Consider the following 24,166-nt stretch of genomic DNA (forward strand, 5'->3'; position numbering starts at 1 on the left):
CATGTGACAGGTGGTGAAGTGTCCTTCACCGAGCGGGATCTCCCGCCCATCGAGGAGGTAGTCCATGGCCCTCCGCACGCCCATCCCTCTCCGCCGCGTCCTGGTGCTCGCCGTCGTCACCGGGCTGGGCATCGTCACCGTCGCCGCCGGTCCGGTCGCCGCCCGACCGGCACCGGACCGCGGCACCGAGCCGGCCGCCGCCAGCTACCGGGTGCTCGGGCCCCGGACCCTCGCCGACCGCAACGCGGTGGCCCGCACCGGAGCCGCCATCGACTACTCCGAACACGGGGTCCTGCACATCTCGGCCACCGCCGGTGAGGCCGCCGCGATCGGCAAGCTCGGCTTCCGGCTGGAACCGCTGGCCCCGCCGCCGAACGCCGAGCGGGGCGCCGGCGAGATCGGCACCTTGGCCTTCCCGCCCGCCGACTCCAACTACCACGACTACGCCGAACTGACCGCCGTCGTGAACCAGGTCGTCGCCGACCATCCGGCGATCGCCCGCAAGATCAGCATCGGTTCGTCGTACGAGGGCCGCGACCTGATGGCGGTGAAGATCTCCGACAACGTCGGCACCGACGAGAACGAGCCGGAGATCCTGTTCAACTCCCAGCAGCACGCCCGCGAGCACCTGACCGTCGAGATGGCGATCTACCTGCTCAACCTCTTCACCGACAGCTACGGCAACGACTCCCGGATCACCAACATCGTCAACGGCCGTGAGATCTGGATCGTGCCGACGGTCAACCCGGACGGCAGCGAGTACGACATCGCCACCGGGTCGTACCGGTCCTGGCGCAAGAACCGGCAACCCAACAGCGGCTCGTCGAACGTCGGCACCGACCTGAACCGCAACTGGGGCTACAACTGGGGCTGCTGCGGCGGCTCGTCCGGCACCACCTCGTCGGAGACCTACCGCGGGCCGTCGGCGTTCTCCGCCCCCGAGACGCAGGCGCTGCGCAACTTCGTCAACGGCCGGGTGGTCGGCGGCGTGCAGCAGATCAAGGCGAACATCGACTTCCACACGTACTCGCAGTTGGTGCTCTGGCCGTACGGCTACACCACCGCGAACACCGCGACCGGGATGAGCGCGGACCAGTACAACACCTTCGCCACCATCGGTCAGCAGATGGCCGCCACCAACAGCTACACCCCGGAGCAGTCCAGCGACCTCTACATCACCGACGGGGACAGCCTCGACTGGATGTGGGCCACCCACAACATCTGGGCGTACACCTTCGAGATGTACCCCGGCTCGTCCGGCGGTGGCGGCTTCTACCCGCCCGACGAGGTGATCACCGCGCAGACCACCCGCAACCGCGAGGCCGTGCTGCTGCTCAGCGAGTACGCCGACTGCCCGTACCGGGCCATCGGCAAGCAGGCGCAGTACTGCGGCGGTGGTGGCGGCACCACGGTCTGGTCGGACACCTTCGAGACCGCCACCGGGTGGACCATCAACCCGGCCGGCACCGACACCGCCACCCTCGGCGCCTGGGAACGGGGCGCCGCCCAGGCGACCACGTCCTCCGGCGCCAAGCAGCTCACCCCGTACGCCGGGTCCAACGACCTGGTGACCGGCCGGCTCGCCGGCTCGGCCGCCGGTGACTACGACGTCGACGGCGGCGTGACGAGCGCCAGGTCCCCGGCGGTGACCCTGCCGTCGTCCGGCACGCTGACCCTCTCGCTGGCCTGGTACCTGGCGCACGGGTCGAACGCCTCGTCCGCGGACTACCTGCGGGTGAGCGTGGTGCACAACGGCGGCACGACCGCGCTGCTCACCCAGGCCGGCGCGGCCAGCAACCGCAACGGGAGCTGGGCGGTGGCCAACCTCAACCTCACCCCGTACGCCGGTCAGTCGGTCCGCATCCTCGTCGAGGCGGCGGACACTTCCGGAGCCAGCCTCGTGGAGGCCGCTGTGGACAACGTCACCATCACGTCCTCCTGATCGGGTGGGGCCCCGTCCCGCCCCCGACGGGGCCCCACCACCCGTTCCCGAGCCCTCAGATCCGGGACATATGCCTCCCCACGCCTGCCGGGCCGATCAACGAGCGACGATCGGTCCTTGATCGATCCGGCACGTCCCGGCGGTGCGCTACCGTCTTAGCGACCAGTCCGCAGCGAAGCCGGTCCGAAACCCGGCGCTGTCCCGCAACTGTGAAGCCCCACCGGCCGGTGGGGACGAGCCAGGTCGCCTACGGATCGGTCGCGATACGCGCTCTCGAGGAAGGGCGCCTCGTGGGCGGGCGTACGAAAGTCCCTGTCGGCGAAGCACCACACTCCTCGACCGACAGGAGGCCCCCATGAACAGACGTACCCCCCGGCTCTTCGCCGCGACCCTCGCGGTCGCCGCGCTCGCCCTCGGCGCCTGCGCCGAGAAGACCGACGACAAGCCCAGTGCCGGCACCGCGGCCGCCGCGTACCCGGTGACGGTCGGCGCGCTCACTCTCGACAAGCGCCCCGAGAAGATCGTCGCGCTGTCGCCCACCGCCACCGAGATGCTCTTCGCGATCGGTGCCGGCCCGCAGGTGACCGCCGTCGACGACCAGTCGAACTACCCGGCCGACGTGCCGAAGACCGACCTCTCCGCGTTCCAGCCCAACGCCGAGGCGATCGCCGGCAAGAACCCCGACCTCGTGGTGCTCTCCGACGACCGCAACAAGATCGTCGAGCAGCTCGGCAAACTGAAGATCCCGGTCTACCTGACGCCGGCGGCGACCACGCTCGACGACTCGTACCGGCAGATCACCGAGCTGGGCACGCTGACCGGGCACGCCGACCAGGCCGCCGACGTCGCCACCCGGATGAAGGACGACATCGCCAAGCTGGTCAAGGACCTGCCGCAGCGCGCCGAGAAGCTCACCTACTTCCACGAGCTGGGCCCGGAGCTGTACAGCGCGACGAGCAAGACCTTCATCGGCTCGCTCTACAGCCAGGCCGGTCTGACGAACATCGCCGACCCGGCCGACGCGGACGGCAAGAGCGCCGGCTACCCGCAGCTGTCCCAGGAGTTCATCGTCAAGGCCGACCCGGACTTCGTCTTCCTGGCCGACGCCAAGTGCTGCCAGCAGAGCGCCGACACGGTCAAGGCTCGCAGCGGCTGGGCCGGCCTCACCGCGGTGAAGAGCAACCAGGTGGTCGCACTTGACGACGACATCGCCTCCCGCTGGGGGCCGCGCGTCGTGGACCTGCTCCGGGTGATCATCGACGCGGTCGCCAAGGTGCCCGCGTGACCGTCGTGAGTCAGTGACCGGGTCGCGACAGGTGTCCGAACCGGTACCCACCCGGCCGGCCGAGACCCCGCCGGCGAGCGCGCCCGCCGGGCAGCCGTCGGGGGGCTCGCCCGCCGGGGCGTCGTCCGCGGCCCGGCCCGCCGGGCAGCCGTCGGGGGGCTCGCTCGCTGGGGCGTCGTCCGCGGCCCGGCCCGGCGGGCGGGAGTCCGCGGCCCGGCCGGCCGGGCTGCGGGTGCGCTGGCTGGTCGCCGGGGTGTTCGCGGTGCTCGTCGCGCTCGTCGTCGGGGTGTCGCTCGGCCCGGTGAGCCTGCCTCCGGGCAGCGTCGCCGCCGAACTGCTCAACCTGATCCCGGGGGTGCACCTCGACAGCGGGCTGACCGAGCGGGAGATCGCGATCGTCACCGAGCTGCGGCTGCCCCGGGTGGTGCTGGGCCTGCTCGTCGGCGGCCTGCTCGCCATGGCCGGCGGGTGCTATCAGGGTGTGTTCCGCAACCCGCTGGCCGACCCGTACCTGCTGGGTGTGGCCGCGGGCGCCGGCCTCGCGGTCACCGCGGCGATCGCCCTCGGCGGCGCCGGCCGGGAGGGTGCGATCTCCGGGCTGCCGATGACCATTCCGCTGGCCGCGTTCGCCGGATCGCTGCTGGCCGTCACGATGACCTACGTGCTCGGGGCGGCCGGCGGGCGACGCGGCTCGCCCGCGATGCTGATCCTGGCCGGGGTGGCGGTCTCCGCGTTCCTCTCCGCCGGGCAGACGTACCTGCTGCAACGACACTCCGACAGCATCCAGCCGGTCTACTCCTGGCTGCTCGGTCGGCTGGCCACCGCCGGGTGGCACGACGTGCTGCTGGTGTTGCCGTACGCCGCCCTGACCACTGTGGTGGTGCTGCTGCACCGCCGAGAGCTGGACGTCCTCGCGGTCGGTGACGACGAGGCGAGGAGTCTGGGCCTGCACCCGCAACGCACCCGGTACCTGCTGATCGCCGCCGCCTCCCTGGGCACCGCGGCGGCGGTCTCCGCGACCGGGCTGATCGGCTTCGTCGGCATCATCGTGCCGCACACCGTGCGGCTGCTCGCCGGGTCGAGCTACCGGGTGATCCTGCCGATGTCGCTGCTGTTCGGCGGCGCGTTCCTGGCGCTTACCGACGTGGTGGCCCGCACCGCCGCCGCTCCCTCCGAGGTGCCGATCGGAGTGGTGACCGCACTGCTGGGCGGCCCGTTCTTCGTGCTGGTGCTGCGAACCGCCCGCCGGGTGCTCACATGAGGCCCGAAGCCACCGCCGGCCCGCCCGTTGGCGCTCGGTCGGTCGACGGCGGCGTGCCGGCCGTCGAGGTGCGCGGGCTGCACGTGAGCCTGGACGGCACGCCGATCCTGACCGGCGTCGACCTCACCGTCGCCGTCGGCGAGTGGGTCACCGTGATCGGCCCGAACGGCGCCGGCAAGTCGACCCTGTTGCGCGCCGTCGGCGGCCTGCTGCCCGCGCCGGGGTCGATCACCCTGTTCGGTACGGCGAGCGCCGCGCTGCGCCGCCGGGACCGCGCCCGGGTGGTGGCCACGGTGGCGCAGTCCCCGGTGGTACCGCCCGGCATGTCGGTGCTGGACTACGTGCTGCTCGGACGTACCCCGTACATCCCGGCGTTGGGCCGGGAGTCGACAGCCGACGTCGACGCCGCGTACGACGTGCTGGGGCGGTTGAACCTCACCGGCTTCCAGCGCCGCGAACTGGCCACCCTCTCCGGGGGCGAACGGCAACGGGTGTTCCTCGCCCGGGCGCTCGCCCAGGGCGCGACCCTGCTGCTGCTCGACGAGCCGACGAGCGCGCTCGACATCGGTCACCAGCAGGAGGTGCTGGAGCTTGTCGACCAGCTACGCCGCGAGCACGGCCTGACCGTCCTCGCCACGATGCACGACCTCTCCCTGGCCGGCGAGTACGCCGACCGGATGGTCATGCTCGACGGCGGTGAGGTGGTGGCCGCCGGAACTCCGGCCGAGGTGCTCACCGAGCACCTGCTCGCCACCCACTATCGGGCCAGTGTGCGGGTCGTCCCCGGCGCCCACGGCCCCCTGGTGGTCCCGGTCCGCCCCACCCGCCCCTGAGCCCCACCCGCCCGCGCCGGGCCCCGACTCCCGCCCGCGCCGGGCAAGATCGGGACGCGCGAGGGGCGCGGGGTCGGTCAGGGGCCCAGGTCGATGACGGAGAAGAGGGCGCCCTGGGGGTCGCGGAGAGCGGCGAACCGGCCCGCCGGGATGTCGCGGGGTGGGACGAGGATCGTTCCGCCCAGCTCGGCGGCGCGGGCCGCGGCGGCGTCCGCGTCGGTCACCGCGAAGTACACGGTCCAGTACGCCGGCAGGTCGGCCGGGAAGTCGTCGGCCAGCGGGGGCATCATCCCGGCGACGATCTGCGTCCCGAGCCGCCACCCGGTGTACGTCATCGGGCCCACCGCCTGGTCGTCGGGCTGCCAACCGAACACCAGCTCGTAGAAGACCTTCGCGCCCTCGGGGTCGGGGGTGACAAGCTCGTTCCAGCTCATCGCGCCCGGCACGTTGAACACCTCGGCGCCGGCCATCGCCAGTGGCTGCCAGACGCTGAACGTGGCGCCCGCCGGGTCGGCGAAGACCGCCATCCAGCCTCGGTCGAAGACCTCGAACGGCGGCACCACCACCTGCCCGCCGGCCCGTTCGACTCGACCGGCGACCAGTTCGGCGTCGTCGGTGGCGAGGTACGTCGACCAGATGGGCACCTGGTCCGGGATCGCCGGCGGCCCGGCCCCGGCCACCGGTCTGCCGTCGAGCAGGAAGACCGTGTAGCCGCCCGCCTCGGGTTCCGGGGTGACCCGACCGGTCCAACCGAACAGCTCGGGGTAGAAGCGCCGCGCGTCGGTCAGGTCCGGGGTGGCCAGGTCGGCCCAGCAGGGCGTGCCCGGCGGGACGGTGCTCACGGTCAAAGACCCCTCTCGGCCCGGGCGGCCACGGCGACCCCCTGCCGGAATCCTGGCACCGTCCCGCCGCGGCGCGGGGCGGAAACGGACGAATCGTCAGCTGAACCGGCGACCCTCGTCCCGTCGGTAGGCCCACGTGGCGAGCGCCGCGAGCAGCACCACCCAGACGCCCAGCATGATCAGTGCCAGCGGCTCGACGGGGTAGTCACCGACCGCCGACCACATCAGTTCGGCCACCCCCCGGGTGGGCAGGAACGGCGCGATCGTCTCGATGAAGCCGGGCGCCTCTCCCGGCGCGGAGAGCAGCCCGCCGCCGAACGCGAGCGGCAGGAAGACCACCTGGGCCACCACGATCGCGGCCTTGCTCGGCAGCGAGTAGCCGATGGCGAGGCCCATCAGCGTGAACGGCACCGAGATGACGGCCACCGTGACGGCGGTCAGCAGGAACGCCGCCGGGGTGACCCGGGCCGGGGTGAGCGTCGCGCCGATGACCACGACCGGGATCAGGGACAGGTACGTCAGCGCCAGGCCGGCCAGCACCCGGCCCGCGAAGCGGGGCGCCGACCCGGCCGGCAGGGTCCGGGTGTACGGGTTCCACGGCTGGTCGCGGTCCTCCGCGACGCCGACGCCGTACTGGAAGATGTTGGCGCTCATCACCGAGAAGGTGACCATCGACGCGGTGGCGAAGGTGGCGCCGACCGCGTCGTCGCGGGCGAACGGCACCACGAAGAAGATCATGGCGGCGGCTGGGAAGAAGGCGCTGCCGACGACGGCCACCGGGATTCGGATGATCTCCAGGAGCTGGTAGCGGGCGTGGACCAGGGCGAGCTGCACGGTGGCCTCCTCAGGCGGTGGTGGACCGACCGCCGGCAGCGGTGGTGGCGGGCCGGTCTCCGCTGGCGCGCTGACCCCCGACGGGCACGTCCCCGCTGGTGATGGCGAGGAACGCCTCCTCCAGCGAGGTCGGCCGTACCTCCAGGTCGCTGAAGGGGGTCCGGGCCGTGACCAACGCGCGGACCAGTTCGTCGGCGTCGGTGGTGAGCAGGTGCAGCCGCCCGTCGATCCGTTCACTGCGAACAACCCCGGGCAGGTCGGGGAGGTCGTCGGCGACCAGGCTGACCCGGCGTACGCCGACGATGCCGCGCACCGCGTCCACCGTGTCGTCGGCGAGCACCCGCCCCTGCCCGATGACGACCACCCGCTGTGCCAGCGCCTCCACCTCCTCCAGGTAGTGGCTGCTCAACAGCACGGTGCCGCCGTCGGCGTGGAACGCGCGGATCGCCTCCCACAGGCTGTGCCGGGCGGTCACGTCCAGGCCGGTGGTCGGTTCGTCGAGCAGCACCAGGCGGGGCCGGCCGACGAACGCCAGCGCCACCGCCAACCGGCGGCGCTGCCCACCGGAGAGCCCGCCACACTGCCGTCGGACGAGATCGCCCAGACCGAAGCGGTCGAGCAATTCTCCGCGGGGCACCGGGTCCGGATAGTGCGCCGAGACGAAGTCGACGACCTCACCGACGCGCAGCGTGCCCGGCAGGCCGGTCTCCTGCGGAGTGACCCCGATCTGCCGGCGGCTCGCCGGGTCGCGGGGGTCGCCGCCGTTCAGCTCGACCCGCCCGGACGTGGGGCGGCGCAGGCCCACCAGCAGGTTCATCAGGGTGCTCTTGCCGGCGCCGTTCGGCCCGAGCAGGCCGACCAGCTCACCGGCCCGGACTTCCAGGTCGACGCGGTCGAGGGCGAGGACGTCGCCGTACCGGCGGCTGGCCTGGTCGGCGCGGACGAGGGTCATGTCAGCTCCTCGGGCATTCACACTGCCCCCGCGGCGGCGTCGTGGGGAAGCAGGTCGTGGCGGGTTACCCCAGCACGAACCCTAGGACGCGGAGTCAAAGTGCGGTGCCCCCGACGTCGCGGGCGGGGTCACCCGGTCGCGGGGGCAGTGCCTATGGTGGCAGCGGCGGCGGCTGACCCGTCGCACAGGACACTGAGGAGGGTCCGTGTCGAGCCCGCACAGCGAGCTGAACGCCCAGCCGGGGCGCCGATGATCGTCGACGAGAGTCACGCACGGTACGTCGAAGGGCTCACCCGACTGCTCCCCACCGGCGAACGGGTGCGTGCCGTGGCCCGCGTCCACGTGGGCGGTGGTCTGACCCCGGCGGCACCCCCGCAGCCGGCGACGCCACCTGCCTCCGGCGGGGCGGGCCTACTGGGCGCCCTGTTCATTGTGCTCTCGCCGAACATCACCTTCGGCCGGGCCGACGACGCCGTCGACTGGCTCTTCTTCGGTGTCGGAGGTCGAGGCGAACCGGGTTCGCAGGCCTCTCTGCTGCACCATGCCCTGACCGTGGCGACGAAGGGCCCCGGCCTCCGCGACGTCGTGCTGGGGGTCACCGACGAGCGGTTGCTGCTCGGCGCGACAGCGCCGGTCGGGCTGTTCTCCAGTTCGGGAGCGGGCGAACGGGCGCAGGCCGACGTCGAACTGCTCGGGTCGGCGCCGCGCACGACGGTGGCCGCCCGGGTCGGCTGGTACCGGTTGAACTGGAAGCGGTTGCGGCTCGACTTCGCCGACGGTTCGTGGCTGTCGTTCCACGTGCCGCTGGCTGACTCCGGCCGCCCCCTGCGCGAGATAGCGACGGCCGTGTCAGCCGGCTGAGCCGCCCCCGAGCGGGGTGGGTAGCGGCTCGCGGTGCAGCACCGCCAACCGGGACACCGCTCGGGTGAGCACCACGTACAGCCGGTGCAGCCCGCGCGGCTCGGCCGCGACAATCGCGGCCGGCTCGACCACCACCACATGGTCGTACTCCAGGCCCTTGACAAGCGTCGCGGGGACCACGGTGACCCGCTCCGCGGTCGCCACGTCGTCGGCGGTCGCGGTCGCGACACCGGCGGCTGCCAGCGCCGCGCGCAGTTCGTCGATCGCGTCGTCGGCCGCGATCACACCCACCGAGCCGTCGTGCGCGAGCGCCGCGCGCACCTCGGCCACCGTCTCCGCGACCAGATCGGTCACGGTACGCACGTCCAGGCCGCCGTCGTGGCGCAGCGACTCGGCCGGCGGTACGTCCACCGCGAGTGCCGGGAGCAGCAGGTTCGCGAATGCGACAACCGCGGCGGGCACCCGGAAACCGACTGTCAACGGGACCACCACGGCGTCCGGCTTGCCCAGGTGGGCGAGGGACTCCCGCCAGTCCGTCGCCGCCCACGGCGCGGTGCCCTGGGCGAGGTCACCGAGAAGGGTGACCGAGCCGTGCTCGCTGCGCCGGGCAATGGCCCGACATTGCATCGGGGAAAGGTCCTGCGCCTCGTCCACCACCACGTGCCCGAACCCGGAGGGCCGTTCCAGCAGCCCGGCCGCCTCGTCGAGCAACACCACGTCGGCGGCCGTCCAGCGGGTCGCCTTCGCGGTGCGGGCCGGCTTCACCCAGCTGAGCAGCGCCTGCTCGGTGTCGGTGAGCAGGCCGTCCGACGCGGCGGCGAGCCGTACCGGGTCGGAGAGCAGGCCGAACAGAAGCCCTTCCGGGGTGAGCGCCGGCCAGACCGCGTCCAGGAAGTCGAGCACCGGACGGCAGCGGCCCATCCGACGTAACCAGGCATCGCTCGGCGACTCCGCCCGCCGCGCCTCGGCCTGTCGTTGCAGCAGGCTCACCACCCGCGCGCGGACCCGCTCCCGGCCCGTGCCGTACGGCAGCCCTTCCCGGCGGGTCTCCTCCACGATCCGGTGCAACGGCTCCAGCCCGATCCGCCACCGGAACGAACCGTCCGACACGGTGATCGGTTCGGTGGCCGAGCCGATCTGTGCCTGCACCGCGCGGTGCAACACACGCGCCATGCGTACGTCGTGCTTGAGTACGGCGACCTCCGGCGCCTCGACCGCCCGAACCGGCACCCGGGCAATCAACTCCTCCACCGTGGCCTGCTCGACCTCGACCTCACCCAGCGCCGGCAACACCGCCGCGATGTAGGACAGGAACGCCCTGTTCGGCCCGACGATCAGCACACCCGCCCGCCGCAGCCGCTCCCGGTGTAGATAGAGCAGGTACGCGGCCCGGTGCAGGCCGACAGCCGTCTTTCCCGTGCCCGGCGCCCCCTGCACACAGATCGAGTCGGCGAGGTCGGCCCGGACCAGCTCGTCCTGCTCGGGCTGAATCGTGGCGACGATGTCCCGCATCGGCCCGACACGCGGCCGCTCGATCTCGGCGGTGAGGATCCGACTGGTCGTGCCGAGCTCTTCGCCCCGATCGAGACGCTCATCCTCGAAACTGGTCAGCACCCCGTTGCTGAACCCGAACCGTCGCCGGACCGCCACGCCCTGCGGATCCCGCGCGCTGGCCTGGTAGAACGACCGAGAGACCGGCGCCCGCCAGTCCAGCACCAACGGCTCGCCGCGGTCGTCGGCGACATGCCGCCGCCCCACGTGATACCGCCGACCCTCATGATCCGAGCTGCGCACACCCACGCCAGGATCCCCGTCACTGGTCCTGCCCCCGGTGCGGCCGGCGTCGGTGGTGCCGTGCGGGGTGCTGCCGTGCGTGGTGCGGCTGCCGCCGCCGGTGCTGTCGGTGTCGGTGTCCGTGCCGTCGGGGTCGGTGGACTCGGTGAAGTCCAGGCGGCCGAAGAACAGGGGCGTTGTCGGGTCGTCGGCCAGCTCGGCCACCCGGCGGGCCAGGGTGCGGCCGAGTGTCTCCGCCGCGTACGCGTCGCCGGCCACCTGGTCACCGGTGGCGAAGAGGGCTTCGGCCCGGTCCCGCATTCGCCGCAGCGCGTTCCGCGATGCTGCCAGGTGTGCCTGTTCGGCGGACAGATCGGTGTCGAGGTCAAGTGCGGGCATGCTGACGTCCCATCGCTCACATCTGCTGCGCGCTCGCGTGTCCGGGGGCGGATGGCCGGCCGCCCGGCGCGAAGACGTCCGTTCCGGTGCAGCTCACCTCGGCCGTCAAGCGGGCTGCAACCCTACGCTCCCAAGCCCGTCCGTTCCACCGAATTACCCACGCAACCATCCGTAGGAGAGGGCGTGTCGCCGAGCGCGGCGCACGAAGGTGGGCGTGTCGTCGGGCAGTAACGCCGCAGGCGTCGCACCGGGCGCGTTGGTGCGGTGCAGTGGCTGCCCGAGGCGGTGCGCGGCGTGTTACCAGGCGGTCGGCATGCCCGGGCAGGGAGGCTGCTGGCCGTGGAGGCACCTCCGGTATCAGCAGCGCCGGTGGTAGAGGTTGCGGCGTGGTGCGCGCAGGGGGTCGAGCCAGCGAGGCGGAAGGAACTCGGGTCGGCCGTCGGCCCCGATGCGGACCGTCCAGTCGCCGCGATGGACGAACCGGTGGTGGTAGCCGCAGAGCAGCACGGCATTGCCCAGCGCGGTGGCTCCGCCGTCGGCCCAGTGTCGGACGTGGTGACCGTCGCACCATCGCGGCGGCCGATCACAGTCAGGGAAGGCGCAACCGCCGTCGCGCAGCACGAGCGCACGCCTCAGCGGACCGGTGAAGAGCCGGCGCTGGCGGCCGACGTCCAGGACCTGGCTGTCGCCGCCCAGCACCGCGGGCAGCACGCCCGCATCGCAGGCGAGACGGCGGACCGCGCCCGGCGTGAGACGAACTCCGGTCTCCACGGTGCCGGCACGTACGCCGTTGACCAGATCGTCGAGCGACACGATAACCACGAGCTGCGGCCGGTCTCCGCCGTTGTCGGGCAGTTGCCCGGTGCGCAGCGCCAGCCGACAGACGTCGCCCAGCGCGTCGGCTCGGCGCTGGCCTGGACTGCGGTCGTCGTGCTCACTGCCCGGGGCGCAGAGCGGGTCGGTCGCCTCACGTAGCAGGCTCGCGGTTTCGGTGTCGAGGTTTCCGCTGAGGCGTACCTGACCGTTCTGCTGCTCGGAGAGCGTGACGTGCCGGCGGGCCTCGGCCCGCTCGGTGGCCCGTTGGAGAGCCTTCAGCTCAGCCTGGTCGGCGAGATCCGGTGCGACGTGCGTGAGGACGCGCTCTCCGAGCCGGCTCAGGATGGTCGGATCGAACCGGTCGGCCCAGGCGACCAGGAGGTGGGTGGCCTTGTCCGCCACCTCCGGGCCGGCCTCCACCGGGAGCGCGGCGATCGTCTCGGCCACCACTCGACCCTGCTCGACGGTGATGGTGCCGCTGAGCAGCGCGTCGCGCACCGCCGCCGGCGCGGCATCGACGGTGGTGGCGAGCTGGACCAGATGGCGCGCGGAACGACCGGAGAGCCGCAGCCGCTCTCGCAGCCAGACGGCGGTGGACGAGGCGCCCTGGGCGACCGCCAGGCCGCGGCCGTCCACCTCGCGGACCAGGCCGAGCTGAACGGTCGCCAGCCGCTGCGCCAACACGTGGGTCGCGTCGAGAGAGGCGAGCAGCTCGTCGTGGGAAAGCCCTCAGAGCGCGGTGCCGGCGCAGTCGTCGACCGCGCCTCCGGCCTGCGTCAACGCCCCCAACATGAAGACAGAATGGAACAGGTGTACGACACTTTCGGTGCACGTGGACCGCGGCGCTGACGCTGAATGTCGCATCGGCCGGCCACGCTCTCGGCCGGCTGTTCGCAGAAGTCGGACGGCCAGTGTCGGACCAGGCCCACCAACATCCCCGGGTGGAGGGCGCGGATGCGGGGTTGGCCACTCCGGGCCGACCCGCCGAGCCGGCCCCGAAGGCCGGGGATACGGTCGGGTCATGGCTGAGCGCATCGCACGACCGCGGGTCGGGCACATCCAGTTCCTGAACTGCCTGCCGATCTACTGGGGTCTGATGCGCTCCGGTGCCCTGCTCGACGTCGACCTGCAGAAGGACTCGCCGGACCGGCTGAGCGCGGCGCTTGTCGCCGGCGACCTCGACATCGGCCCGATCACGCTCTTGGAATACCTGAAGCACGCCGACGAGCTGCTCCTCCTGCCGGACCTGGCGGTGGGCAGCGACGGACCGGTGCTCTCGGTCAACATGGTCTCCACCCGCCCTCTCGCCGAGCTGGACGGCGCGCGGGTGGCGCTCGGCTCGACCTCGCGGACCGGGGTGATGCTGGCCCAGTTGCTGCTCGCCGAGCGGTACAACGTGCGGCCCGAATACTTCCGCTGCCCGCCGGACCTGACCCAGATGCTGCTCGAAGCCGACGCCGGGGTGCTGATCGGGGACGTGGCGCTGCGGGCGTACTACGAGGCGCCGCAGCGGGGGCTGATCGTCACCGACCTCGGGCAGGCGTGGCGGGAGTGGACAGGCCTGCCGATGGTCTTCGCCGTCTGGGCGGTCCGCCGCGACTTCGCCGCCGCCCATCCGGGCCTGGTCAAGGAGGTGCACGAGGCGTTCCTGCGCTCGCGGGACCTCTGCCTGGCCGAGCTGGACCAGGTCGCGGAGGCCGCGGCCCGTTGGGAGACGTTCGACGCGGCGACGCTCGCCACGTACTTCCGTACCCTGGATTTCTCGCTCGGTGACCGGCAGGTCGCCGGGCTGCGCGAGTGGGCCCGGCGGGCCGCCGCGATCGGTGCGGCCCCGGAGCTGCCGGAAGGCGGCCCCGAGTTCTTCGCCGGCTGACCGGCTGGTCGGCCCGTAGCGCCGCGAGGCCGCAGCCCGCAGCGTCGGCGGAGCGGCCCGCAGCGCCGCAGCGCGCGGACCGGCGGATCGGCCCCGCGGCGTGCCGCGGGGCCGCCGCTCAGATGCCGGGGCGCAGGAGCGCCTCGGTGATCTTCTCGCAGTTCTTCATGCCGTAGTCGTAGCCCATGTTGATCGGGTACCTGACCATCACGCCCATCGTCCAGGTGTCAGCGATGGCCATGCAGTTGATGTGCATCTCCTGCACCTCGGTCCGGTCGATCCACCCGTTCTTGATGGCGATCTGCTTCTGCTCGGCGGCGGGGAAGGCCTTGCGGATGCCGAAGTCACCGGCGCCGCGAACCAGCTTCATCTCGTTGAGCAGCCACTTGGTCCACTTCGGGCCGGCGGCGACGCCGGTGGCGATGCAGTTGCCCATGCGGGCGGCGTCCCGGGGGGAGACTGCCGTCTCGCTCCAGCCGCGGTCGGGGGCGACCTTGCTGTCGGTCAGCTTGCACATCGAGATCAGGCGCTTGATCGAGGCGGCCCCGCCGACCTGGTTGTAGAACTGCTGGGCCCGGGCGTTGTCGCTGTCCCGGATGATCAGCGTCGCTTCGGCGAGCTTCGCGCTGCTCGGGGTCTGGCCGTCGTCGGCCGCGCGACGGAGGTAGTCGGCGACGACCCAGGCCTTGATCATCGAAGCGGTCGTGCTGGTCTCGTTCATGTTCTTGGAGCCGATGATCTCCCCGGTGCGGCGGTCCAACACGCTCCAGGCGTACCAGCCCTCGATGTCCAGGTTGAGGTCCTTGGCGACGAACGGCAGCGGCTCCAGCGGCGGGCTGGGGCTCGGTGACGGCGAGGGCCGCTCGCGGGCACTGCGGTTGGCGCCCGCGCCGGTGGGGCGGTCGCTCGTGCCGGAGCCGGCGTCGCCCCACTTGGCGGCCGCCGCCGACTCGAACGGTGACCCGGGCAGGAGCCGCAGCGACACCAGCACCAACCCGAGCAGGATGACGGCGATGGCGACCAGCCGCAGCGGAGACGTCTCACCGCCGCCGCGCCGGTCGGCCCGCCGACTGCCGGCCATCAGAGCTTCCCGACCGGCTGCTGCGGCACCTTGAGCGCCGCGCCGGGCTGGGGGGTGACCAGTTGGGTGGCCACGCTGGCGCAGACCTTCGCGCCGTAGTCGAGACTGCTTTTGGCCGGGTAGCGCAACATCACTGCGAGACTCCACTTGCTGGTGACGGCGAGGCAGTTGACGTGCCAGTTGCGGTCGTAGTAGATCCGCGTCCATCCGTTCTTGATGCTGACCGGGCCCTGCGCGGTGATCGACTTCGGCAGGCCGTCGATGATCCCCCAGCGGCCGCCGCCGGACTTCTCCCTCTGGTCCTTCGCCGCGGTGGTGCCCCGGACCTTGCTCATCTGATCCAGCACCCACGGGGTCCACTTCGGGCCGGCGGCCTTACCGTCGGCGATGCAGTCGCCGAGCCGGACCGCGTCCCGCGGAGACATCTGGGTGAAGCTCCAGTAGCCGGAGAACGGCTTGATCGCGCCGCGCTTGGTGTCGGTCAGCCCGCAGATCGTGATCGCCCGCTGGATCACCGCGTCGGGCGTGCTGCTCGTGGACGGCCGGTACGAACCGCCAGCGGCAGCGTGGACCTTGTCGGCCGCGCCGTCGTTGCTGTCGATGATGGCGAGCTGGGCTGCCGTCTTCAACGCTGCGGGCGGCTCCTTGCCCTTGAGCTGCCGCAGGTAGTCCGAGACGATCCACGCCTTGATCATCGACTCGGTGGAGCTGGTCGCGGCCATGTTCGGCGATCCGGAGATCGTGCCGGTCTGCCGATCGAGCAGTGCCCAGGAGAAGAAGTCGCCCTGGAAGTCCACCGAAACCGGGCCGGCCGCCAGCGTGGGTGGCGGCGGTGGAAGTGGAGCGGGTGCGGGCGCGGCGATCTTCGGGACTGTGCCGGCGGCGACGATGCCTCCTCCGCCTCCGCTGCTGTCGCCACTGGAGAGACGGGCGTACGCGGCGGGGCCCAGGAGGACTCCGCCGAGCAGGACCGCCGCGAGGGCGAGCACCAGGGTCACGCGGGAACGCATGAGTGGGTGAACTCCAGGTGTCAGGGCCGGGGGGACCGGCTTGGTGTCCGGACGGATCGGCCGATCGCCGAGGCCGGGGGAGGTGGCCTCTGTCTGGCGGCGATCTTCTGGAGCCGATCGGTGTGCCGGCGGAAAGTCTACGTCCGGTTTGCGGACCCGCCAGGGTCCGACACCAGGCAACAGGAGATAAAGGCCGGATATGGAGACGGTATGCGGCAGTTGTACCAATTCGTCTTCGCATCGTGGCCCAGGTCACGGTGACATCGCCCGGTCCAGGTAGCGCAAAGCACTCATTCCGTTACGGATCGGATCCACGGATTCCTGTTACACGCTCTGGTTTCTTGGGTCGCAAGCTGTAACACTTGTCCCATGTATGGCAACGACTTCCCGACCCCGACCGACACGTCGGACGCCGCTGCGGGCGACGCGCCCGCTGCCGGCCTGCTGGGCGAGGTCGAGGCCGCCGAGGCGGAGCTCCGCGCGGCGGCGGCACGCGGCCGACGTGGCGGACCCGCGCCCGACGAGGACCTCGCGGCGTACTTCGCCGAGGTGGTCGACGCCGAGCAGAAGATCGAGCCCCGTGACTGGATGCCCGACGCGTACCGCCGGACGTTGATCCGGCAGATCGCCCAGCACGCCCACTCCGAGATCATCGGCATGCAGCCGGAGGGCAACTGGATCAGTCGGGCGCCGTCGCTCAAACGCAAGGCGATCCTGCTGGCCAAGGTGCAGGACGAGGCGGGTCACGGCCTCTACCTCTACGCCGCCGCCGAGACCCTCGGCATCAGCCGCGACGAGCTGGTCCAACTGCTGCTCGACGGCCGCCAGAAGTACAGCTCGATCTTCAACTACCCCACCCTGAGCTGGGCCGACGTGGGCGCCATCGGGTGGCTGGTGGACGGCGCGGCGATCGTCAACCAGGTGCCGCTGTGCCGCTGCTCGTACGGCCCCTACGCCCGGGCGATGATCCGGGTCTGCAAGGAGGAGTCGTTCCACCAGCGGCAGGGCTACGAGATCCTGCACACCCTCGCGCACGGCACACCGGCGCAGCAGGCGATGGCCCAGGACGCGGTGGACCGCTGGTGGTACCCGTCGCTGGCGATGTTCGGCCCGCCGGACGGCGACTCCACGCACTCGGCGCAGTCGATGTCCTGGAAGATCAAGCGTTTCTCCAACGACGATCTGCGGCAGCGTTTCGTCGACATGTGCGTCCAGCAGGCCGAGATCCTCGGCGTCCGCCTCCCCGACCCGGACCTGCGCTGGAACGAGGAGCGGCAGGCGTACGACTACACCCAGCCGGACTACGACGAGCTAATGCAGGTCATCAAGGGCAACGGCCCGTGCAACCGGGAGCGGATGGCCCACCGCCGGGCGGCGCACGCCGAGGGCGCCTGGGTCCGCGACGCCGCCACGGCGTACGCCGCGAAGCGGGCGCAACAGAAGGAGAAGGTGGCCGCGTGACTACCGAACACTCGCCGCTCTGGGAGGTCTTCGTGCGGGCGCGACGTGGGCTGTCGCACACCCACGTCGGCAGCCTGCACGCCCCCGACGCGGAGCTGGCCCTGCGCAACGCCCGGGACCTGTACACCCGCCGTCAGGAGGGGGTGTCGATCTGGGTGGTGCCGGCCGGCGCGATCACCGCGTCCAGCCCGGACGAGAAGGACGCCTTCTTCGACCCGGCCGCCGACAAGGTCTACCGCCACCCCACCTTCTACGAGGTGCCGGACGGGGTGGCCCACCTGTGAGCGCGCGAAGCAACAGGCCCAGCAATGGAGTGGCGGCGTGAACGGGCCGTACGACTTCACACTCGCCCTCGGCGACGACGCGTTGGTCGCGGCGCAACGACTGGCCGAGTGGACGACCCGCGCGCCGGAGATGGAAGAGGACATCGCGCTCGCCAACATCGCCCTCGACCAGCTCGGCGCGGCCCGGCTGCTGCTGTCGTACGCGGGCGAGCTGGAGGGCGCGGGCCGGGACGAGGACGCGTTGGCGTTCCTGCGCGACGACCGCGAGTTCCGCAACGCGCTCCTGGTCGAGCTGCCCAACGGCGACTTCGCGGTGACCATGGCGAAGCTGTTCTTCCTGGCGGCCTACCAGCTACCGCTGTACACGGCGCTTGCCGGTTGCGCCGACCAGCGCCTGGCCGCGATCGGTGCGAAGGCGCGCAAGGAGTCGGCGTACCACCTGGACCACGGCGCGCTGTGGGTGCGGCGGCTCGGCGACGGCACCGACGAGTCGCACGGTCGCATGCAGGCCGCCGTCGACCAGGTGTGGCCGTACACCCACGAGTTGTTCGCCGCGGACCCGGCGGCGCCGGTCGACCCGGCCACCCTGCGGCCCGCTTTCGACGAGACCGTCGGCGCGGTGCTGGCCGAGGCGACGCTCACCCGACCGGAGAGCGGCTGGGCCCCGGCCGGCGGGCGGGACGGCGTGCACACCGAACACCTGGCCTACCTGCTCGCCGAGATGCAGGTGCTGCACCGCGCCCATCCCGGAGCGACCTGGTGAGCGCGGTGGCAGCGGGGCCGAGCCCCGCGGTCGCGAACGGCGGCACGGTGAGCGCGCGGGAGGCGGCCGCCAGCGTCGTGGACCCGGAGATCCGGGTGATCACCATCGACGAGCTGGGCATCCTGCGGGCCGTCGAGCAGGATCCGACGAACGGTCGGGTCACCGTCACCATCACCCCGACCTACACCGGTTGCCCGGCGATGGACGTGATCCGCACCGACATCCGCCGCGCGCTGGCGGTCGCCGGCCACCCCGACGCCGAGGTCCGCACCGTCTACAGCCCACCGTGGAGCACCGACTGGATCTCCGCGGGTGGGCGGGCCAAGCTCGCCGCCGCCGGGATCGCCCCGCCGGCCCCGGTGCCCGCCGCCGGCGTCGTCCCGCTGACCCTCGCGGTCCGCTGCCCGCAGTGCGGCTCACCGGAGACCGAGCAGGTCAGCCGGTTCGGCTCCACCGCGTGCAAGGCGCTGTGGCGGTGCCGATCCTGCTCCGAACCCTTCGACCACCTGAAGGCGCTGTGACTGTCACCATCACCCGCCCGGTCCGCCGCCGGCCGGTCTTCCACCCGCTGTCGGTCGCCGCCGTCGACAGGCTCACCGACGACGCGGTCGCGGTGACCTTCGCCGTACCCGAGGATCTGCGGGAGACCTTCGCGTTCCGCGCGGGCCAGCACCTCACCGTGCGTCTTCCCGGCGGCGCCGGGGGCACCAGCACCGCCGGTGCGGACGGCACGGACGTGCGCCGGTCGTACTCGATCTGCTCGACCCCCGACGACCTGGCCCGGCACGGCCGGTTGCGGATCGGGGTACGGGAGATCCCCGGCGGCGCCTTCTCGGCGTTCGCCTGCGGGGCGTTGCGGGGCGGCGACACGGTCGAGGTGCTGCCGCCGTTGGGCACCTTCACCACGGCGTTCGCGCCGGACCGGGTGCGGCACTACGGCGCGGTCGTCGCCGGCTCCGGCATCACGCCGGTGCTCGCGCTCGTCGCGACCGCGCTGGCCGTCGAGCCGGCCAGCACCTTCACCCTGGTGTACGGCAACCGCACGGCGAACACGGTGATGTTCGCCGAGGAGCTGGCCGATCTGAAGGACCGCTATCCCACCCGGCTGCACCTGGTGCACGTGCTCTCCCGGGAGCAGGGCGAGTCGGCGCTGCTCTCCGGGCGGATCGACACCGAACGGCTGGGCCGGTTGCTGGGCACCATCGTGCCGGGCGACGTGATCGAGGAGTGGTTCCTCTGCGGCCCGTACGCCATGGTGGTCGACGTCCGGGACGTGCTGACCGCACGCGGCCTGCCCGAGTCGGCGGTGCACACCGAGCTGTTCCACGTCGACGCGCCGCCGGAGCCGGTGCGCCGTCCGGCGGACCAGGCGGGCGCCGGCGCGGAGGTCACCATCGTGCTGGACGGCCGGTCGTCGAGCTTCACGATGGGTCGCGAGGAGCGGGTGCTGGACGCCGCGTTGAAGGTGCGCGGCGAACTGCCGTACGCCTGCAAGGGCGGTGTCTGCTCGACCTGTAAGGCGAAGGTCGTCGACGGGTCGGTCTCGATGGCCCGCAACTACGCCCTGGAGCCGGACGAGCTGGCCGCCGGCTACGTCCTCACCTGCCAGTCCAGCCCGACCACCGATCGGCTCACCGTCGACTACGACGCCTGACAACGCCAAACGACAGGTTCGCCCTGCGCAGATCTTGGACACTTTCCGTTAGCGCGAACGGAAACTGTCCAAGATCTCGGCCTGCGGACAGGTGGCAGGCGCTGGGGTGCGCGTCACGGGAGGCGGAGCGGAGTGCCAGGCGCGAAGCGGTCGACGTAGGCTCGGGGCGTGACGGTGAGCCGGGAGATCGACGACATCCTGCAGCGTGGCGCGGACGGCGGGCGGATCACGCCCGAGGAAGCCCTCCTGCTCTACACCGAGGCGCCCTTCCACGGGTTGGGCGAGGCGGCGGACGCGGTGCGTCGGCGGCGCTACCCGGACAACGTCGTCACGTACCTGATCGACCGCAACATCAACTACACGAACGTCTGCGTGACGGCGTGCAAGTTCTGCGCGTTCTACCGCGCGCCGAAGCACTCGGAAGGGTGGACCCACCCGACCGAGGAGATCCTGCGCCGGTGTGGCGAGGCGGTCGAGCTGGGCGCGACCCAGGTGATGCTCCAGGGCGGGCACCACCCGGACTACGGCGTGGAGTACTACGAGGAGCTGTTCTCCTCGGTCAAGCAGGCGTACCCGCAGTTGGTCATCCACTCGATCGGCCCCAGCGAGATCCTGCACATGGCGAAGGTCTCCGGGGTGAGCCTGGACGAGGCCATCGCCCGGATCAAGACCGCCGGTCTGGACTCGATCGCGGGCGCCGGCGCGGAGATGCTGCCGGAGCGTCCGCGTAGGGCGATCGCGCCACTCAAGGAGTCGGGCGAGCGCTGGCTGGAGGTCATGGAGCTGGCGCACCGGCAGGGCATCGAGTCGACCGCCACCATGATGATGGGCACCGGCGAGACGCACGCCGAGCGGATCGAGCACCTGCGCATGATCCGGGACGTGCAGGACCGCACCCGTGGGTTCCGGTCCTTCATCCCGTGGACGTACCAGCCGGAGAACAACCACCTCAAGGGCCGCACCCAGGCGACCACCCTGGAATACCTGCGCCTCGTCGCGGTGGCCCGGCTCTTCTTCGAGACCGTGCCGCACCTGCAGGCGTCCTGGCTGACCACCGGCAAGGACGTCGGGCAGCTCTCGCTGCACATGGGTGTGGACGACCTCGGCTCGATCATGCTGGAGGAGAACGTGATCTCCTCTGCCGGCGCGCGGCACCGTTCCAACCTGCACGAGCTGATCGGCATGATCCGCTCGGCGGACCGGATCCCCGCGCAGCGCGACACCCTCTACAACCGGCTCGCCGTGCACCACACGCCTGCCGACGACCCGACCGACGATCGGGTGGTCTCGCACTTCTCCTCGATCGCGCTCCCCGGCGGTGGCGCGGGCCGATCCCTGCCGCTCGTCGAGGTCAACTGACGCGGCTCGACGCCCGGCCGTTCGGTTGATCGAGGCTCATGCTCCCGCCGGCTCGCCCCGGCGGTACGGGTGGTCCCGGTCGCCGCAGCGTCAGGCTGTCCGCTTCGGGGTGGTGAAGGTGATCGTCGGCGGCTAGCGTCCCGGCTCGTATCCCTCACCACCGTCGACCGGTGAGTCAGCGCGATCGTGCTGGTGGCGGGTGGTCTGATTGGCGTTCGTCGGCTGTCCTCCATCGGCCCGTTGCGGGTCGTTCATATAACGCACGGCGGTACGGGCGGGATGGGTGACCATCCCGCCCGTACCGTCTGCGGACCCCGGGCCGGACGGATGAAAAGGGCCGCGGGCGCTGGCGTGCGTGATCGACCTCCGATAGCGTCCGCTCGTTCCGCAATCAATTCTTCTATCCCTATCCCTCGGGGGACCGATGACAGCGTTCCACCGCACGGCCCTGGCCCGCGCTGGCGTGGTGGCCCTGCTCGCGGCCGGTGGCCTGGCCACCGTGGCCGCCCCGGCACAGGCCGCCGATCAGGCCGATCTGGCACTGGTGCCGCTCAGCACCGAGTTGGCCATGGGCGTCAAGGCGGCCAAGGCGAAGCCGTTCAAGTTCCTGGTGGACAACACCCGGAGCACGGTCGCCGCCAAGGGCGTCAGCTACACCGTGGACACCAGCAACCTGCTGAAGAGCGTGGTCGGGGTCGTCGTGCCCAACGGCTGCCAGGTGAAGGGCAAGACGTTCACCTGCCCGCTCGGCGACGTGCCGGCCGGCACCAGCGAGGACTTCGGCATTCCGCTGTTCTCCACGGGCGCGCGCGGCGAGGCCGGCACGCTCGTGGTCACCATCACCTCGGCCACCGCCGACCCCAAGAAGAAGGACAACCGGGTCGAGCACGACATCACCGTCGGCAAGCGCGGCTACGACCTGACCAGCTGGGTGCAGGACGTCTACGCGAACGTCGTGGTGAACGGCGTCCAGGGCGACGACCCCAACCTCCGGCCGGTCAAGCGCGGCGAGACGGTGCCGCTGGACTGGGCGGTCTACAACGACGGCAGCCGCAAGGCCACCGGCCTGTCCTACGTGCTCACGCTCCCGGCCGGCGTCACCTTCGCCACGCTTCCGGACACCTGCACGTCGCAGACCTTCGGTGGCGTCGCCCAGGCGCTCTGCCAGGACGACGGCGCGGTGATCAAGCCCGGTGAGTACTACACGGCGGACGTCAAGGTGACGGTCGGCGCGAACGTCACCGAGCCGGTGCTGCGGGTCGGCGAGCTGGTCGCGCAGGGTCTCGACGCCGCGACGGGTCAGGCCGAGGAGCAGCCCGAGCCGGCGACCAGCGCCCAGCGGAAGGCCTTCACCGAGGTCGACGAGGGCGACAACCAGGCGGTCTTCGACGTCTTCGTCGACCTGACCGCGCAGCCGACCCCGACGCCGACGCCGAGCGCCACGGCCACCCCGACGCCCACCGCCACGCCCACCCCGGGTGGGACGGCCACCCCGACGCCGGGCGGTACGCCCAGTCCGGGCGCGACGCCGACGCCGGGCACGAGCACGTCGCCGGGCGCCGGCGGTGGCGGTTCCGGTGGTGGTGGCCTGCCGGTCACCGGTGTGCAGGTCGGCCTGATCGGTGGCATCGGCGCCGTCATCCTGCTGGTGGGCGGCGCGCTGCTGGTGCTCTCCCGCCGGCGCAAGGTCGTCCTGGTCGCCCCGAGCGACGAGAAGTCGACCGACTGACGGCGGCGCTGGCAGTCGGCGTTCGGAAGCCGGCATGACGTGCGGGCGGGGTGGGCGACCACCCCGCCCCTTCGCGTACCCGGGGTGCCGCACCACCCCATGGACGCCGGTTGGCGGGCGGCTGGCAGAGTGGAGGGGTGAGCCGTTCCCCGCAGGGCCAGCGCGCCAGTCTGGACAAGCAGCCGCACGAGGTCGCCGCGATGTTCGACGGCGTGGCGGAGCGCTACGACCTGACCAACACGGTGATTTCCTTCGGCCAGGACCGGTCCTGGCGTCGGGCCACCCGGGCGGCGCTCGGGCTGCGACCGGGCGAGCGCGTGCTGGACGTGGGCGCGGGCACCGGCGTCTCGACCCGGGAGCTGGCGCAGTCCGGGGCGTACGCGGTGGGGGCCGACCTGTCGTTGGGCATGCTGTACGCCGGCAAGCGGGTCCGTCCCGAGGTGCCGCTGCTGGCCGGCGACGCGCTGCGGCTGCCGTTCGCCGACGCCAGTTTCGACGCGGTGACCATCTCCTTCGCACTGCGCAACGTCAGCGACACCGACGCGGCCCTGCGAGAGCTGGCCCGGGTCACCCGGCCGGGTGGGCGGTTGGCGATCTGCGAGTTCAGCACCCCGGTCAACCCGGTCTTCCGGACGGTCTACCTGTCGTACCTGATGCGGTCGCTGCCGGTGGTCGCCCGGACGGTGTCGAGCAACCCCGACGCGTACGTCTACCTCGCCGAGTCGGTGCGGGCCTGGCCGGCGCAGGCCGCGCTTGCCGGCCGGGTCGCCGCGGCCGGGTGGGGTCGGGTGGCGTGGCGCAACCTGACCGGTGGCGTGGTGGCCCTGCACCGGGGGATCCGCGAGTAGTCGACGAGACCGACGCGGACATCGCTCAGATTTCGTGAATATCGGTCTTTAGTCCACTTTGCCCCGTACGCTCGTCCGCATGACCGGAGCAGACCCGGCGGACCCGGTGGCCGCCACCGACGACGACGCGGCCGAACTCGTCGCGCAGCTGCGCGCGTTGGCGGGAGCCGATCCGGTGGAGGTCCGGCAGGTGGTCGCCGAGGTGTTGGCGGCGCTGGACCGGGCGGCGGGCGGCGCGCTCCGGGAGCATCTGCCGGAAGCCATCCGGGTCGATGCGGGTCTGGACGCCTCCAGCCCGGCCTGACA

At 71.9% G+C, this 24,166-nt stretch carries 22 protein-coding genes; 15 read left to right on the plus strand and 7 right to left on the minus strand.

Going from position 1 to position 24,166, the window contains the following annotated elements; genetic code table 11:
• Positions 1-64: 64 nt before the first annotated feature.
• The 4 genes from ACGFH8_RS09510 to ACGFH8_RS09525 all read left to right on the plus strand — a co-directional run bounded on the left by ACGFH8_RS09510 (position 65) and on the right by ACGFH8_RS09525 (position 5,321).
• Complete coding sequence (locus ACGFH8_RS09510) at positions 65-1,942, plus strand: M14 family zinc carboxypeptidase (RefSeq protein WP_393365572.1); 1,878 nt, start codon at positions 65-67, stop codon at positions 1,940-1,942.
• A gap of 355 nt (positions 1,943-2,297) precedes the next feature.
• On the plus strand, positions 2,298-3,227 hold the full coding sequence (locus tag ACGFH8_RS09515) for an ABC transporter substrate-binding protein (RefSeq protein WP_393365573.1): 930 nt from the start codon (positions 2,298-2,300) through the stop codon (positions 3,225-3,227).
• Positions 3,228-3,453: 226 nt separating this feature from the next.
• Entirely contained in the window at positions 3,454-4,488 is a 1,035-nt protein-coding gene (locus tag ACGFH8_RS09520; RefSeq protein WP_393367045.1) for a FecCD family ABC transporter permease, read from the plus strand.
• Complete coding sequence (locus ACGFH8_RS09525) at positions 4,485-5,321, plus strand: ABC transporter ATP-binding protein (protein WP_393365575.1); 837 nt, start codon at positions 4,485-4,487, stop codon at positions 5,319-5,321. Before ACGFH8_RS09520 ends, ACGFH8_RS09525 begins: the two co-directional genes overlap by 4 nt.
• A gap of 77 nt (positions 5,322-5,398) precedes the next feature.
• Here ACGFH8_RS09525 and ACGFH8_RS09530 read toward each other — a convergent pair whose 3' ends face one another.
• The 3 genes from ACGFH8_RS09530 to ACGFH8_RS09540 all read right to left on the minus strand — a co-directional run bounded on the left by ACGFH8_RS09530 (position 5,399) and on the right by ACGFH8_RS09540 (position 7,949).
• On the minus strand, positions 5,399-6,163 hold the full coding sequence (locus ACGFH8_RS09530; protein ID WP_357244012.1) for a VOC family protein: 765 nt from the start codon (positions 6,161-6,163) through the stop codon (positions 5,399-5,401).
• 96 nt (positions 6,164-6,259) lie between these two features.
• Positions 6,260-6,997 carry an ABC transporter permease gene (locus ACGFH8_RS09535; protein WP_393365577.1) on the minus strand — a complete coding sequence of 246 codons (738 nt, stop codon included), beginning with the start codon at positions 6,995-6,997 and terminating at the stop codon, positions 6,260-6,262.
• Between the two features lie 10 nt (positions 6,998-7,007).
• A complete protein-coding gene (locus ACGFH8_RS09540; protein ID WP_393365578.1) occupies positions 7,008-7,949 on the minus strand; it encodes an ABC transporter ATP-binding protein in 942 nt (313 codons plus the stop codon).
• A gap of 249 nt (positions 7,950-8,198) precedes the next feature.
• Between ACGFH8_RS09540 and ACGFH8_RS09545 the strand changes: the two genes are divergently transcribed.
• Positions 8,199-8,810, plus strand: a complete 612-nt coding sequence (locus tag ACGFH8_RS09545; RefSeq protein WP_393365580.1) for a hypothetical protein — start codon at positions 8,199-8,201, stop codon at positions 8,808-8,810.
• Here ACGFH8_RS09545 and ACGFH8_RS09550 read toward each other — a convergent pair.
• On the minus strand, positions 8,799-10,982 hold the full coding sequence (locus tag ACGFH8_RS09550) for a HelD family protein (protein ID WP_393365582.1): 2,184 nt from the start codon (positions 10,980-10,982) through the stop codon (positions 8,799-8,801). The genes ACGFH8_RS09545 and ACGFH8_RS09550 overlap by 12 nt on opposite strands.
• Before the next feature lie 357 nt (positions 10,983-11,339).
• On the minus strand, positions 11,340-12,509 hold the full coding sequence (locus ACGFH8_RS09555; protein WP_393367047.1) for a DUF222 domain-containing protein: 1,170 nt from the start codon (positions 12,507-12,509) through the stop codon (positions 11,340-11,342).
• 310 nt (positions 12,510-12,819) lie between these two features.
• On the opposite strand from ACGFH8_RS09555, the gene ACGFH8_RS09560 reads away from it, so the two are divergent.
• Positions 12,820-13,671 carry a menaquinone biosynthetic enzyme MqnA/MqnD family protein gene (locus tag ACGFH8_RS09560; RefSeq protein WP_393365584.1) on the plus strand — a complete coding sequence of 284 codons (852 nt, stop codon included), beginning with the start codon at positions 12,820-12,822 and terminating at the stop codon, positions 13,669-13,671.
• A gap of 118 nt (positions 13,672-13,789) precedes the next feature.
• Here ACGFH8_RS09560 and ACGFH8_RS09565 read toward each other — a convergent pair whose 3' ends face one another.
• Entirely contained in the window at positions 13,790-14,752 is a 963-nt protein-coding gene (locus ACGFH8_RS09565; RefSeq protein WP_393365585.1) for a hypothetical protein, read from the minus strand.
• The gene (locus ACGFH8_RS09570) at positions 14,752-15,762 is read right to left on the minus strand and encodes a hypothetical protein (protein WP_393365586.1); all 1,011 of its coding nucleotides are present in this window, start codon (positions 15,760-15,762) and stop codon (positions 14,752-14,754) included. Before ACGFH8_RS09570 ends, ACGFH8_RS09565 begins: the two co-directional genes overlap by 1 nt.
• A 369-nt stretch (positions 15,763-16,131) precedes the next feature.
• Between ACGFH8_RS09570 and paaA the strand changes: the two genes are divergently transcribed.
• From paaA to ACGFH8_RS09615, 9 genes are all read left to right on the plus strand, one after another.
• Entirely contained in the window at positions 16,132-17,223 is a 1,092-nt protein-coding gene (gene paaA, locus ACGFH8_RS09575; RefSeq protein ID WP_393365588.1) for a 1,2-phenylacetyl-CoA epoxidase subunit PaaA, read from the plus strand.
• Positions 17,220-17,507 carry a 1,2-phenylacetyl-CoA epoxidase subunit PaaB gene (gene paaB / locus ACGFH8_RS09580; protein WP_355027413.1) on the plus strand — a complete coding sequence of 96 codons (288 nt, stop codon included), beginning with the start codon at positions 17,220-17,222 and terminating at the stop codon, positions 17,505-17,507. Before paaA ends, paaB begins: the two co-directional genes overlap by 4 nt.
• 37 nt (positions 17,508-17,544) lie before the next feature.
• Positions 17,545-18,270: a 1,2-phenylacetyl-CoA epoxidase subunit PaaC gene (gene paaC / locus ACGFH8_RS09585; protein ID WP_393365589.1), complete on the plus strand. Its 726-nt coding sequence runs from the start codon at positions 17,545-17,547 to the stop codon at positions 18,268-18,270.
• A 47-nt stretch (positions 18,271-18,317) separates the two neighbouring features.
• Positions 18,318-18,791, plus strand: coding sequence for a 1,2-phenylacetyl-CoA epoxidase subunit PaaD (paaD, locus tag ACGFH8_RS09590; RefSeq protein ID WP_393367048.1), 474 nt, complete (start codon positions 18,318-18,320; stop codon positions 18,789-18,791).
• Positions 18,788-19,924: a 1,2-phenylacetyl-CoA epoxidase subunit PaaE gene (gene paaE, locus ACGFH8_RS09595; RefSeq protein ID WP_393365591.1), complete on the plus strand. Its 1,137-nt coding sequence runs from the start codon at positions 18,788-18,790 to the stop codon at positions 19,922-19,924. Before paaD ends, paaE begins: the two co-directional genes overlap by 4 nt.
• 168 nt (positions 19,925-20,092) lie before the next feature.
• On the plus strand, positions 20,093-21,283 hold the full coding sequence (mqnC, locus tag ACGFH8_RS09600; protein ID WP_393365593.1) for a cyclic dehypoxanthinyl futalosine synthase: 1,191 nt from the start codon (positions 20,093-20,095) through the stop codon (positions 21,281-21,283).
• Positions 21,284-21,707: 424 nt separating this feature from the next.
• Entirely contained in the window at positions 21,708-23,012 is a 1,305-nt protein-coding gene (locus ACGFH8_RS09605; protein WP_393365594.1) for a cell wall anchor protein, read from the plus strand.
• A gap of 137 nt (positions 23,013-23,149) precedes the next feature.
• A complete protein-coding gene (locus ACGFH8_RS09610; RefSeq protein WP_393365595.1) occupies positions 23,150-23,860 on the plus strand; it encodes a demethylmenaquinone methyltransferase in 711 nt (236 codons plus the stop codon).
• A gap of 79 nt (positions 23,861-23,939) precedes the next feature.
• Positions 23,940-24,164 (plus strand): hypothetical protein, encoded by a 225-nt coding sequence (locus ACGFH8_RS09615; protein WP_393365596.1) that lies wholly within the window; start codon positions 23,940-23,942, stop codon positions 24,162-24,164.
• Positions 24,165-24,166 lie beyond the last annotated feature (2 nt).

The organism is Micromonospora sp. NPDC049175 (genome assembly GCF_043197345.1).
Lineage (GTDB): Bacteria > Actinomycetota > Actinomycetes > Mycobacteriales > Micromonosporaceae > Micromonospora.

Excerpts from the sequence above, each read along its gene's own strand:
- ACGFH8_RS09545 (WP_393365580.1), top strand. The coding sequence starts at position 8,199 with ATGATCGTCGACGAGAGTCACGCACGGTACGTCGAAGGGCTCACCCGA.
- ACGFH8_RS09525 (WP_393365575.1), top strand. The coding sequence starts at position 4,485 with ATGAGGCCCGAAGCCACCGCCGGCCCGCCCGTTGGCGCTCGGTCGGTC.
- ACGFH8_RS09565 (WP_393365585.1), bottom strand. The coding sequence starts at position 14,752 with ATGGCCGGCAGTCGGCGGGCCGACCGGCGCGGCGGCGGTGAGACGTCT.
- ACGFH8_RS09510 (WP_393365572.1), top strand. The coding sequence starts at position 65 with ATGGCCCTCCGCACGCCCATCCCTCTCCGCCGCGTCCTGGTGCTCGCC.
- ACGFH8_RS09515 (WP_393365573.1), top strand. The coding sequence starts at position 2,298 with ATGAACAGACGTACCCCCCGGCTCTTCGCCGCGACCCTCGCGGTCGCC.
- ACGFH8_RS09615 (WP_393365596.1), top strand. The coding sequence starts at position 23,940 with ATGACCGGAGCAGACCCGGCGGACCCGGTGGCCGCCACCGACGACGAC.
- paaA (WP_393365588.1), top strand. The coding sequence starts at position 16,132 with ATGTATGGCAACGACTTCCCGACCCCGACCGACACGTCGGACGCCGCT.
- ACGFH8_RS09605 (WP_393365594.1), top strand. The coding sequence starts at position 21,708 with ATGACAGCGTTCCACCGCACGGCCCTGGCCCGCGCTGGCGTGGTGGCC.
- ACGFH8_RS09540 (WP_393365578.1), bottom strand. The coding sequence starts at position 7,949 with ATGACCCTCGTCCGCGCCGACCAGGCCAGCCGCCGGTACGGCGACGTC.
- ACGFH8_RS09560 (WP_393365584.1), top strand. The coding sequence starts at position 12,820 with ATGGCTGAGCGCATCGCACGACCGCGGGTCGGGCACATCCAGTTCCTG.
- ACGFH8_RS09550 (WP_393365582.1), bottom strand. The coding sequence starts at position 10,982 with ATGCCCGCACTTGACCTCGACACCGATCTGTCCGCCGAACAGGCACAC.
- ACGFH8_RS09570 (WP_393365586.1), bottom strand. The coding sequence starts at position 15,762 with ATGCGTTCCCGCGTGACCCTGGTGCTCGCCCTCGCGGCGGTCCTGCTC.